The organism is Escherichia sp. KTE52, assembly GCF_000408325.1.
GTDB classification, from domain to species: domain Bacteria; phylum Pseudomonadota; class Gammaproteobacteria; order Enterobacterales; family Enterobacteriaceae; genus Escherichia; species Escherichia marmotae.
Genome location: NZ_KE138676.1, coordinates 535525 through 547082 on the forward strand (window position 1 = coordinate 535525; position 11558 = coordinate 547082).

The following is an 11558-nucleotide window of genomic DNA, read 5'->3' on the forward strand; positions in this document are numbered from 1 at the left end:
TAAGAACCACGATGAAGTGAGAGGAACGTTATGTATCAACATCACAACTGGCAAGGTGCGCTGCTGGATTATCCGGTGAGTAAAGTGGTCTGTGTTGGCAGTAATTATGCCAAACATATTAAAGAGATGGGGAGTGAAGTGCCTGAAGAGCCAGTGTTGTTCATTAAACCCGAAACGGCACTGTGCGATCTGCGCCAGCCATTGGCCATCCCCTCTGATTTCGGTGCGGTTCATCATGAGGTTGAACTGGCGGTGTTGATCGGCGCGACGCTACGCCAGGCCACGGAAGAGCATGTACGCAAAGCCATTGCCGGTTATGGTGTGGCGCTCGATCTGACATTACGTGATGTTCAGGGAAAGATGAAGAAAGCCGGGCAGCCATGGGAAAAAGCTAAAGGGTTTGATAACTCTTGCCCACTGTCCGGGTTTATTCCCGCTGCAGAGTTCACTGGCGATCCACAAAATACGTCGCTAGGCTTAAGTGTAAATGGTGTCGTTCGTCAACAGGGTACAACGGCAGATATGATCCATAAAATCGTTCCGCTGATTGCTTATATGAGCAAGTTTTTTACCCTCAAGCCTGGTGACGTTGTACTAACAGGCACGCCTGATGGTGTTGGTCCACTACACAGCGGTGATGAACTGATCATCACTTTCGGTAGTCATTCGTTGACAACTCGCGTTTTGTAATACTTTTTGCCGCCTGAAAGAGGCGGCAATACTTGCAACGCTGTGCCAGACTGGTTATAAGGTGCGTTTTAACGTAATGGCGGAACACCTGATGAGCGATATACCTTTCTGGCAAAGTAAAACCCTGGATGAAATGAGCGATGCAGAATGGGAGTCGTTGTGTGATGGTTGTGGTCAGTGCTGTCTGCATAAACTGATGGATGAAGATACTGACGAAATCTACTTCACTAACGTCGCTTGCCGTCAGCTTAATATTAAAACCTGTCAATGTCGTAACTACGAACGCCGCTTCGAGTTTGAACCTGACTGCATTAAATTAACCCGTGAGAATCTGCCAACATTCGAATGGCTACCGATGACCTGTGCTTATCGGTTGCTGGCGGAAGGGAAGGCATTGCCTGGGTGGCACCCACTGATTACCGGTTCGAAAGCGGCAATGCATGGTGAGCGAATCTCCGTACGTCATATCGCGGTGAAAGAATCAGAAGTGATCGACTGGCAGGATCATATACTCAATAAACCTGACTGGGCACAGTGAGCAACTGAAACCGAAGGGATTACTTGTTTTGTGCATGGGGCATTGTTGGTGCATCAGAACTGAAATTAGCATCCAGAATTGCCAGTGGATTGCCATTATTGTCTGACACCCATCTGAGCAGAAATCTGCCCCATTTGTGCAGCAATGACCTGCGCTTAGTGCTCTACAAGCAAATGTGCGCCTTGATTTGTACACGTTACAAACACATAGCTGCTCTTTTTAGAGTGTTGTTTCAGTTAGCACCAAATGAGCCAGGTGCATGCCGTTTACCACCTTTGTTATTTCTTGCCATCAAGTGAGGAACGAAGATGAACCTCAATATAAGGTTATTTACCTATTCTGGTAAAAGCCATCTGAATTATCAGCACATTAATAACGGCCTGCCTAAGATTGATCATCCGTATACCGCTTTCTGTTTCTGATGATGTGAAATGATCTTTAATCGCAAGATTGCATTTGATGGTAATTATCCATTTTTTGTATAAATATTTCCCCTGTTAATACATATATTTCGCCGTGCCACACTACTGTGTTTATTACCAGTTTCCAGAGATTATGTATCTGCCTGTACGGGCATTTTCCAGAGAGACGATAATATCCCTCACAAGTGAGAGGGGTTTGATCTGATTTCGCTTTTTTGAGAGGGAGAATAGCTGTAAAAGGAGATTTGCTAATATAGCCGTTTAATTCGTCGAACCCGAACACGGGTCTCATTCAGAACATATACAGATTTATGTTCTCACTGTTCGATCGTTCTTAACGGTATGTTTTTTTGATTATGTCCGCAATGTGGTGGCCTGGTTGATGAAACTGGCACTGTATAGTGCCAGTCGCAACTTAGCTGGTCTGCTTTTTCATCATACTGAGAATGAACAACAGCGCTGCACACAACACCACCGAGGGGCCTGCTGGCGTATCGTAAAACGCGGAAAATGTTAAACCGCCCGTTACAGCAACCATTCCTACTACAACAGCGACACCAGCCATCTGTTCCGGCGTGCGGGCAAAACGGCGCGCAGTAGCCGCAGGAATAATCAACAGCGAGGTAATAATCAACGCGCCAACAAATTTCATTGCTACGCCAATCGTCAATGCGGTCACCAGCATCAACAACAATTTCACACGCTGTAATTTCACACCATCAACAAACGCCAGATCCGGGCTAATCGTCATCGACAGTAAATTGCGCCATTGCCAGAACAGAATCGCCACCACGATAACCACGCCAATCGCAATAGCGATAAGATCTTCCGGTGTTACTGCCAGCAAATCACCGAACAGGTATGCCATCAAGTCAACGCGAATGTTAGACATCAGGCTGACGACGACCAGACCCAGCGACAATGCACTGTGCGCCATAATTCCCAATAACGTATCGATCGCAAGTTGTGGGCGCTTCTCCAGCCATACCAGGCCGCCCGCCAGCAGCAGCGTAACCGCAATCACCGCATAGAAAGGATTCACATCCAGTAACAAACCAAACGCGACTCCCAGTAAAGACGCATGAGCCAGCGTGTCACCGAAATAAGACATACGACGCCAGACAACAAACGAACCCAGCGGACCTGCAGCACAGGCCAGCATGATCCCGGCTAACCAACCGGGAAATAATAATTCAATCATGAGCGGTCATTTCCCCGACGCAGAATAATTCGCCCCTGTAAATCGTGGCGGTGATTATGATGATGGCGATAGATACCTAGCTGTTCAGCACCCCGAGGTCCGAACATCGAAATAAATTCCGGATGCAGGGAAACGACTTCCGGTGTGCCGGAACAACAGATGTGATGATTCAGACAAAGTACTTCATCGGTTTTGGCCATCACCAGATGCAGATCGTGAGACACCATTAAAACGCCGCAATCCAGTTCGCGGCGCAGTTGGTCAATAAGGTCGTACAGCGCAACCTGACCATTCACATCCACGCCCTGAGTAGGTTCATCCAGCACTAATAATTGCGGTTGATTTAACAACGCGCGTGCCAACAATACACGCTGCGTTTCACCACCAGAGAGCTTTTGCATTGGCGCGTCAATCAGATGCCCGGCCTGAACGCGTTTCAGTGCAGGCAGAATGTCTTCTTTATGTGTACTGGGGCGTAAGCGTAAGAAACGGTTTACAGTTAGTGGCAACGTGGTGTCGAGATACAGCTTCTGCGGCACATATCCGATGCGCAGTTTTCCGTGGCGCTTGATAACACCTTCATCAGGTGTTACCAGTCCGAGCACAACCCGCACTAGCGTCGACTTACCGGCACCGTTCGGCCCAAGTAAGGTCAAAATTTTTCCAGGTTTAAGTTCCAGCGACACATCAGAGAGGACGCGGCGTTGGCCAAAAGAGACCGAAACATTTTCCAGGGAAACCAGACTTGTCATGTTAATTTTAGTCTTGCAGTAGTCATGAAATGTTATAATATCACACTTCTCATATTCATTACGATGATTGGTCGCATTATGTTACATAAAAAAACGCTTCTTTTCGCAGCATTATCCGCTGCTCTCTGGGGGGGCGCAACACAGGCCGCAAATGCCGCCGTTGTTGCTTCGCTTAAACCTGTCGGATTCATCGCTTCCGCCATTGCTGATGGGGTAACAGAGACCGAGGTATTACTTCCGGACGGTGCTTCTGAACACGATTATTCACTGCGTCCATCGGATGTAAAACGCTTACAGAACGCGGACTTAGTCGTTTGGGTTGGCCCGGAGATGGAAGCGTTTATGCAAAAGCCGGTGAGCAAATTACCAGAGGAGAAACAGGTAACGATTGCGCAGCTTGAGAATGTAAAACCGCTGCTGATGAAAAGTATTCACGACGATGATGATGATCATAACCACGCGGAAAAAAGTGACGAAGATCACCATCACGGCGATTTCAACATGCATCTTTGGCTTTCCCCAGAGATAGCGCGGGCTACAGCGGTTGCAATCCATGGAAAATTAGTGGAACTTATGCCGCAAAGTCGAGCCAAACTTGACGCCAACCTGAAGGATTTTGAGGCACAATTAGTTGCAACCGATAAACAGGTTGGTAATGAGCTCGCGCCGCTCAAGGGAAAAGGTTATTTCGTTTTTCATGATGCTTATGGCTACTTCGAAAAACAATTCGGACTGACACCGCTTGGTCATTTTACCGTTAACCCAGAGATTCAACCGGGCGCGCAGCGTTTACATCAAATAAGAACACAGTTGGTTGAGCAAAAAGCAACCTGCGTTTTTGCTGAGCCACAGTTCAGGCCAGCGGTCGTTGAAAGCGTCGCACGAGGGACATCCGTTCGTATGGGAACGTTGGATCCCCTTGGGACGAATATCAAACTGGGTAAAACAAGTTATTCAGAGTTTCTGAATCAATTAGCCAACCAGTATGCGAGCTGCCTGAAAGGAGATTAATGAGGAAGTGATTACGTGCAACAGATAGCCCGCTCTGTCGCCCTGGCGTTTAATAATTTACCGCGACCACACCGCGTTATGCTGGGGTCGCTCACCGTTCTTACCCTGGCCGTCGCTGTCTGGCGGCCCTATGTTTACCACCGCGACGCCACGCCAATTGTCAAAACAATTGAGCTGGAACAGAACGAAATCCGTTCACTCTTACCTGAAGCCAGTGAACCGATTGATCAAACCGCACAAGAAGATGAAGCCATTCCGCAGGACGAACTGGACGACAAAACCGCTGGTGAAGCGGGTGTGCATGAATATGTCGTTTCCACAGGCGATACGCTAAGTAGCATCCTCAATCAATATGGTATTGAGATGGGTGATATCACCCAACTGGCTGCTGCGGATAAAGATCTGCGTAACCTGAAAATTGGTCAACAACTCTCCTGGACATTAACCGCAGAGGGCGATTTACAGCGTCTGACCTGGGAAGTTTCTCGCCGCGAAACCCGTACCTATGATCGCACTGCTGCTAATGGTTTTAAAATGACCAGCGAAATGCAGCAAGGGGAGTGGGTTAATAATCTACTGAAAGGCACCGTTGGGTCGAGCTTTGTTGCCAGCGCCAGAAATGCTGGTTTGACCAGCGCTGAAGTGAGCGCAGTGATCAAAGCGCTACAGTGGCAGATGGACTTTCGGAAGGTGAAAAAAGGCGATGAATTTGCTGTATTAATGTCGCGTGAAATGCTTGATGGCAAACGTGAGCAAAGCCAGTTGCTGGGCGTGCGTTTGCGTTCTGAAGGCAAAGATTATTACGCAATCCGCGCTGAAGATGGCAAGTTCTATGACCGTAACGGTACTGGCCTGGCGAAAGGTTTCTTGCGATTCCCGACGGCGAAACAGTTCCGCATCTCGTCTAACTTTAACCCGCGTCGTCTGAACCCGGTAACTGGTCGTGTTGCACCACACAGAGGTGTTGATTTCGCGATGCCACAGGGTACACCGGTGCTTTCGGTGGGTGACGGTGAAGTGGTGGTAGCCAAACGCAGTGGCGCTGCAGGTTATTATGTTGCGATCCGTCATGGTCGTAGCTATACCACGCGTTATATGCACTTGCGTAAGATTCTGGTGAAACCGGGGCAGAAGGTGAAACGTGGCGATCGTATCGCGCTATCCGGTAACACCGGGCGTTCAACCGGACCACACCTGCACTATGAAGTATGGATCAACCAGCAGGCTGTAAACCCGCTGACGGCGAAACTGCCGCGTACCGAAGGGCTGACAGGTTCCGATCGTCGCGAGTTCCTGGCGCAGGCCAAAGAGATTGTGCCGCAGCTACTGTTTGATTAATTAACATCCATTCACAGCCGGTACGCAGTCAGTACCGGCTTTTTTATTTGGTGCGGGGCAAATTGCGCCGCTACACTATCAGCAGATTGATTTTTGCCTTATCCGAAACTGGAAAAGCATGGAAACGAAAAAAAATAATAGTGAATACATTCCTGAGTTTGATAAATCCTTTCGCCATCCGCGCTACTGGGGAGCCTGGTTGGGCGTGGCGGCGATGGCCGGTATTGCTTTAACACCTCCGAAATTCCGCGATCCCATTCTGGCGCGACTCGGGCGTTTTGCCGGACGACTGGGAAAAAGCTCGCGCCGTCGTGCGTTGATCAACCTGTCCCTCTGTTTTCCGGAACGTAGCGAAGCCGAACGCGAAGCGATTGTTGATGAGATGTTTGCCACAGCGCCCCAGGCGATGGCGATGATGGCGGAACTGGCGATACGTGGGCCGGAGAAAATTCAGCCGCGCGTCGACTGGCAGGGGCTGGAGATCATCGAAGAGATGCGGCGTAACAACGAGAAAGTGATCTTTCTGGTGCCGCACGGCTGGGCAGTGGATATCCCCGCCATGTTGATGGCCTCGCAAGGACAGAAAATGGCGGCAATGTTCCATAATCAGGGCAATCCAGTTTTTGATTATGTCTGGAACACCGTGCGTCGTCGTTTTGGCGGACGTCTTCACGCGAGAAATGATGGCATTAAACCGTTCATCCAGTCGGTTCGTCAGGGCTACTGGGGCTATTATTTGCCCGATCAGGATCATGGCCCGGAGCACAGCGAATTTGTTGATTTCTTTGCAACCTATAAAGCGACGCTGCCCGCGATTGGTCGTTTGATGAAAGTGTGTCGTGCGCGCGTCGTACCGCTGTTTCCGATTTATGATGGCAAGATGCACCGTTTGACGATTCAGGTGCGCCCGCCGATGGACGACTTGTCAGAAGCGGATGATCATACGATTGCGCGGCGGATGAATGAAGAAGTCGAGATTTTTGTTGGTCCGCGACCAGAACAATACACCTGGATTTTAAAATTGCTCAAGACCCGGAAGCCTGGTGAAATCCAGCCGTATAAACGTAAAGATCTTTATCCCATCAAATAAAAAAAGCCTCTCACGAGGAGAGGCTTCCGTTAGTTGATAAGTTCAAGTTTGCCTGATGAGTAATTTTATCGAGCCTACAGACGATTTGTAATCTTTTGAATTATCAAGGTGTTGTAGGCCGGATAGGGCGTTTACGCCGCATCCGGCAACTTACTTACTCAACAGTTAAAATACGCGTGGTATTGGTAGAACCCACGGTACTCATTACGTCGCCCTGGGTGACGATGACCAGGTCGCCGGACATCAGATAGCCTTTATCGCGCAGCAGATTTACCGCTTCGCTGGCCGCAACTACGCCATCACTTGCACTGTCAAAATAGACCGGCGTGACACCACGATAAAGCGCAGTCAGGTTCAGGGTACGCTCATGACGAGACATGGCGAAAATTGGCAGACCGGAACTGATACGGGAGGTCATCAGCGCGGTACGACCAGACTCGGTCATGGTGATGATAGCGGTAACCCCTTTCAGGTGGTTAGCTGCATACATCGCGGACATGGCGATTGCTTCTTCCACATTATCGAACTGAACGTCCAGACGGTGTTTAGAAACGTTAATGCTCGGGATTTTTTCAGCACCCAGGCAAACGCGCGCCATCGCAGCAACTGTTTCTGAAGGGTATTGGCCCGCAGCGGTTTCCGCAGACAGCATCACGGCATCAGTACCATCCAGCACGGCGTTTGCCACGTCCATAACTTCTGCACGGGTTGGCATCGGGTTGGTGATCATTGACTCCATCATCTGGGTCGCTGTAATTACCGCACGGTTAAGCTGGCGCGCACGACGGATCAAGGCCTTCTGAATGCCGACCAGTTCCGGATCGCCAATTTCAACGCCGAGGTCACCGCGTGCGACCATCACCACGTCAGAGGCGAGGATAATGTCGTCCATTGCATCCTGGCTGCAAACGGCTTCCGCACGTTCAACCTTGGCGACAATTTTCGCATCACAACCTGCGTCGCGTGCCAGACGGCGGGCATAGTTCAGATCTTCGCCACAGCGCGGGAAGGAAACTGCCAGATAATCCACGCCAATCAGTGCGGCAGTCTGAATATCAGCTTTATCTTTTTCGGTCAGTGCTTCAGCCGACAGACCGCCGCCGAGTTTGTTGATCCCTTTATTGTTAGAGAGAGGGCCACCGACAGTGACTTCGGTGAACACTTTCATGCCCTGAACTTCCAGCACTTTTAACTGTACGCGACCGTCGTCCAGCAGCAGGATGTCGCCAGGCACGACGTCAGCAGGCAGACCTTTATAGTCGATACCGACTTTTTCTTTATCGCCTTCACCTTTACCCAGGTTAGCATCCAGCAGGAATTTGTCCCCAATGTTGAGGAACACCTTACCTTCTTTAAAGGTAGATACACGAATCTTTGGCCCCTGAAGGTCACCCAGAATAGCCACATGACGCCCCAGTTTTGCGGCAATTTCACGAACTTTATCTGCGCGCATTTTGTGATCTTCAGGCGAGCCGTGAGAAAAGTTCATACGTACAACGTTTGCGCCGGCAGCGATAACTTTTTCAAGGTTATTATCGCGATCAGTAGCCGGGCCTAACGTGGTAACGATTTTGGTTCTGCGAAGCCTTCTGGACATGTAATACTCCGTTGACTGAAACAACAAGGTGTTGCTTGAACATGAAATTCGCATAAATTAAAACGATAACGGTTCTAAATTAAACACATGCGAATGTCGTATAAGGATAGAACAGTGACTATCGTTTCAGCGATCGTCACTTAAATTAAGTAACTGCTTATCAAAACGCGATTCCTTGAGAGCTTCCTTGACCCGCTTCAAGTTATCTCTGAATTTTGTTCCGCGTCGCAAAGTAAATCCTGTTGCCAGCACATCTATCACGGTCAACTGTGCAAGTCGAGAGACCATGGGCATATAAATGTCAGTATCTTCCGGTACATCGAGGGTAATTGCCAGCGTTGCTTCCCGGGCGAGTGGCGTTCCCGCTGAGGTGAGGGCAATCACCATTGCGTCGTTTTCTCGCGCCAGTTGCGCCAGTTCAACCAGATTTTTTGTTCTGCCGGTGTGGGAAATCAGCACAACGACGTCACCATCACTACAATTCATACAACTCATTCGTTGCAGTACGATATCGTCCGAGTAGATCACCGGAACATTGAAGCGAAAAAACTTATTCATCGCATCGTGGGCAACGGCAGCGGAAGAACCTAATCCAAAAAAGGCAATTTTCTTCGCCTGGGTGAGGAGATCAACGGCACGATTGACGGCGGATTTATCCAGCGAGTGACGGACGTGATCAAGAGTAGCCATTGCCGACTCAAATATTTTCCCTGTGTATGATTCAACGCTGTCATCTTCATTGACGTTGCGATTAACATAAGGAGTGCCATTCGCCAGACTTTGCGCCAGATGCAGTTTAAAATCAGGAAAACCGCGAGTGTCCATGCTGCGACAGAAACGATTCACCGTCGGCTCGCTAACATTGGCTTCCAGCGCCAGAGCAGCAATACTCGAATGGATCGCGTTGTCGGGCGAAGCAAGAATGACCTCGGCAACTTTGCGTTCTGATTTGCTCAACTGTTCCAGTTGAGACTGGATTTTTTCCAGCATATTCATGATGTAAAGAGACTCACGGGTAATGACGATTTCCGCACTGAAAGAAATCGAAATGCAGTTTTGTCAGATATTACGCCTGTGTGCTGGGTTAATGACAAAAGCAGATAAAAAAGTTGTTATTTTTTTTCATAACATGATCAGTGTCAGATTTTTACCCAATGGAAAACGATGGTTTTTTTATCAGTTTTGCCGCACTTTGCGCGCTTTTGCTGTAATCGCACGGGTGGATAAGCGTTTACAGTTTTCGCAAGCCCGTAAAAGCAGTACAGTGCACCGTAAGAAAATTACAAATATACCCAGGCTTAAGTACCGGGTTAGTTAACTTAAGGAGAATGACATGGCGGTAACGCAAACAGCCCAGGCCTGTGACCTGGTCATTTTCGGCGCGAAAGGCGACCTTGCGCGTCGTAAATTGCTGCCTTCCCTGTATCAACTGGAAAAAGCCGGTCAGCTCAACCCGGACACCCGGATTATCGGCGTAGGGCGTGCTGACTGGGATAAAGCGGCATATACCAAAGTTGTCCGCGAGGCGCTTGAAACCTTCATGAAAGAAACCATTGATGAAGGTCTGTGGGATACCCTGAGTGCGCGTCTGGATTTTTGTAATCTTGATGTCAATGACACGGCCGCATTCAACCGCCTTGGCGCGATGCTGGATCAAAAAAATCGTATCACCATTAACTACTTTGCCATGCCACCAAGCACCTTTGGTGCGATCTGCAAAGGGCTGGGTGAGGCAAAACTGAATGCTAAACCTGCTCGCGTGGTCATGGAAAAACCGCTGGGAACATCACTGGCGACTTCGCGTGAAATTAACGATCAGGTAGGCGAATATTTCGAGGAGTGCCAGGTTTACCGTATCGACCACTATCTGGGTAAAGAAACGGTACTGAACCTGCTGGCGCTGCGTTTTGCTAACTCTCTGTTTGTGAACAACTGGGACAATCGCACCATTGATCATGTTGAGATCACGGTGGCAGAAGAGGTCGGAATCGAAGGGCGCTGGGGGTATTTTGATAAAGCCGGTCAGATGCGCGATATGATCCAGAACCACCTGCTGCAAATTCTTTGCATGATTGCGATGTCTCCGCCGTCCGACCTGAGCGCCGACAGCATCCGTGATGAAAAAGTGAAAGTACTGAAGTCATTGCGTCGAATTGACCGCACCAATGTGCGTGAAAAAACAGTACGCGGGCAATACACCGCAGGCTTCGCTCAGGGCAAAAAAGTACCAGGCTATCTGGAAGAAGAGGGTGCGAATAAAAGCAGTAACACGGAAACCTTCGTGGCTATCCGCGTCGACATCGATAACTGGCGTTGGGCTGGCGTGCCGTTCTACCTGCGAACAGGTAAACGTCTGCCGACAAAATGCTCTGAAGTTGTGGTCTATTTCAAAACACCAGAACTGAATCTGTTCAAAGAGTCGTGGCAGGATCTGCCGCAGAACAAACTGACTATTCGTCTGCAACCCGATGAGGGCGTGGATATCCAGGTGTTGAATAAAGTCCCTGGTCTTGATCACAAACATAATCTGCAAATCACCAAACTGGATCTGAGCTATTCAGAAACCTTTAATCAGACGCATCTGGCTGATGCTTATGAGCGTCTGTTGCTGGAAACGATGCGCGGTATTCAGGCGTTGTTTGTGCGTCGCGATGAAGTGGAAGAAGCGTGGAAATGGGTAGATTCCATTACTGAAGCATGGGCGATGGACAACGATGCGCCGAAACCGTATCAGGCCGGAACCTGGGGCCCGGTTGCCTCGGTGGCGATGATTACCCGTGACGGTCGCTCCTGGAATGAGTTTGAGTAATGTCTCGACTTATCCTTACGGGTTATTTTACCGGTAACATGATCTTGCACAGATTGTAGAGTAATTTTTACACTTTTGAGCCTCGTGTGGATTCACCCACGAGGCTTTTT

Annotated in this window: 11 protein-coding genes; 7 read left to right on the forward strand and 4 right to left on the reverse strand. The window is 49.2% G+C overall.

Annotation, left to right across the window (positions count from 1 at the left end):
• Window positions 1-30 precede the first annotated feature (30 nt).
• Together A1SC_RS18525 and A1SC_RS18520 are read left to right on the forward strand one after the other, a co-directional pair.
• Window positions 31-690 (forward strand): fumarylacetoacetate hydrolase family protein, encoded by a 660-nt coding sequence (locus tag A1SC_RS18525; protein ID WP_000284291.1) that lies wholly within the window; start codon window positions 31-33, stop codon window positions 688-690.
• 91 nt (window positions 691-781) lie between these two features.
• Window positions 782-1228: a YcgN family cysteine cluster protein gene (locus A1SC_RS18520; RefSeq protein WP_001516253.1), complete on the forward strand. Its 447-nt coding sequence runs from the start codon at window positions 782-784 to the stop codon at window positions 1226-1228.
• 837 nt (window positions 1229-2065) lie between these two features.
• Here the strand turns inward: A1SC_RS18520 and znuB are convergent.
• Both znuB and znuC read right to left on the reverse strand, forming a co-directional pair.
• Window positions 2066-2851, reverse strand: coding sequence for a zinc ABC transporter permease subunit ZnuB (gene znuB, locus A1SC_RS18515; RefSeq protein ID WP_000571466.1), 786 nt, complete (start codon window positions 2849-2851; stop codon window positions 2066-2068).
• The gene (gene znuC, locus A1SC_RS18510; RefSeq protein ID WP_001516255.1) at window positions 2848-3603 is read right to left on the reverse strand and encodes a zinc ABC transporter ATP-binding protein ZnuC; all 756 of its coding nucleotides are present in this window, start codon (window positions 3601-3603) and stop codon (window positions 2848-2850) included. The genes znuB and znuC overlap by 4 nt, the downstream gene beginning before the upstream one ends.
• A 78-nt stretch (window positions 3604-3681) precedes the next feature.
• Here znuC and znuA point away from each other — a divergent pair, with 78 nt between their 5' ends.
• The 3 genes from znuA to lpxM all read left to right on the forward strand — a co-directional run bounded on the left by znuA (window position 3682) and on the right by lpxM (window position 7042).
• Window positions 3682-4614, forward strand: a complete 933-nt coding sequence (gene znuA / locus A1SC_RS18505) for a zinc ABC transporter substrate-binding protein ZnuA (protein WP_010376204.1) — start codon at window positions 3682-3684, stop codon at window positions 4612-4614.
• A 15-nt stretch (window positions 4615-4629) separates the two neighbouring features.
• A complete protein-coding gene (gene mepM, locus A1SC_RS18500) occupies window positions 4630-5952 on the forward strand; it encodes a murein DD-endopeptidase MepM (RefSeq protein WP_001184055.1) in 1323 nt (440 codons plus the stop codon).
• Window positions 5953-6070: 118 nt separating this feature from the next.
• Window positions 6071-7042, forward strand: coding sequence for a lauroyl-Kdo(2)-lipid IV(A) myristoyltransferase (gene lpxM / locus A1SC_RS18495; RefSeq protein WP_016261945.1), 972 nt, complete (start codon window positions 6071-6073; stop codon window positions 7040-7042).
• Window positions 7043-7196: 154 nt separating this feature from the next.
• Here lpxM and pyk read toward each other — a convergent pair whose 3' ends face one another.
• Together pyk and hexR are read right to left on the reverse strand one after the other, a co-directional pair.
• Complete coding sequence (gene pyk, locus A1SC_RS18490; RefSeq protein WP_000091161.1) at window positions 7197-8639, reverse strand: pyruvate kinase; 1443 nt, start codon at window positions 8637-8639, stop codon at window positions 7197-7199.
• Window positions 8640-8765: 126 nt separating this feature from the next.
• Window positions 8766-9635 (reverse strand): DNA-binding transcriptional regulator HexR, encoded by an 870-nt coding sequence (gene hexR / locus A1SC_RS18485; RefSeq protein WP_016261946.1) that lies wholly within the window; start codon window positions 9633-9635, stop codon window positions 8766-8768.
• Window positions 9636-9657: 22 nt separating this feature from the next.
• Here hexR and A1SC_RS0121215 point away from each other — a divergent pair, with 22 nt between their 5' ends.
• Complete coding sequence (locus A1SC_RS0121215) at window positions 9658-9957, forward strand: hypothetical protein (RefSeq protein ID WP_000155615.1); 300 nt, start codon at window positions 9658-9660, stop codon at window positions 9955-9957.
• Window positions 9958-9972: 15 nt separating this feature from the next.
• Window positions 9973-11448 (forward strand): glucose-6-phosphate dehydrogenase, encoded by a 1476-nt coding sequence (zwf, locus tag A1SC_RS18480; protein WP_000301721.1) that lies wholly within the window; start codon window positions 9973-9975, stop codon window positions 11446-11448.
• Window positions 11449-11558 lie beyond the last annotated feature (110 nt).